A 769-nucleotide genomic window follows, 5' to 3' on the forward strand; every position below is an offset into this window, starting at 1 on the left:
ACGCGGCTGCGGACGGCCACGAGGCGGGCCGCGTCGTCGAGGGAGAGGGCGCCGGCGACGCAGGCGGCCGCGATCTCCCCCTGCGAGTGCCCGACCACGGCGGCCGGTTCGACGCCGTGCGCGCGCCACAGCGACGCGAGGGAGACCATCACCGCGAAGAGGACGGGCTGCACCACGTCGACGCGGTCGGTGGACAGGTCGGTGTCGGGGCGGTCCTGCGCGGCGGCGGCCTCGGCGCGCAGGAACGGCAGGACGCGGAAGTCCAGGTGCGGCTCCAGGGCCGCGGCGCACTCGTCCAGGGCGCGCGCGAACACCGGTGCGCTGTCGTAGAGGCCGACCGCCATGCCCGCCCACTGCCAGCCCTGGCCCGGGAAGACGAAGACGGGCGCGGCCTGCGGCCGGGCCGTGTCCACGGCGGCGTCCTGGAAGTCGCCCTCGGCCAGTGCGTCGAGCACGGTCAGTGCAGCGGACCGGTCCTGCGGCACGAACGCGGCCCGGTGCCGGGCCGCGGCGCGGGTGGTGGCCAGCGAGAACGCCAGGTCGGTGGCGGTGAGTTCGGGGTGCGTGCGCAGATGCGCGGCGAGGCGGCCCGCCTGCGTGCGCAGGGCGTCCTCGCTGTGCGCGGAGACGGTCCATGGCGCCACGACGGAGCCGGTGCGCCGGTCGGGGCCCGCGTCCTCGTCACGCGACTCCGCGGTGGACGGCTCCGGTCGGTGCGGTGCCTCGATGATGGCGTGCGCGTTGGTGCCGCTGATGCCGAAGGACGAGA

1 protein-coding gene is annotated in these 769 nt (G+C 76.5%); it reads right to left on the bottom strand.

What is annotated here, in order from left to right; all coding sequences use genetic code 11:
* The coding region (locus tag G3I40_RS08600) for an acyltransferase domain-containing protein (RefSeq protein WP_164301564.1) at window positions 1-769 on the bottom strand (769 nt) is incomplete at both ends.

Source organism: Streptomyces sp. SID14478, from assembly GCF_010548525.1.
Classification (GTDB): Bacteria; Actinomycetota; Actinomycetes; order Streptomycetales; family Streptomycetaceae; genus Streptomyces.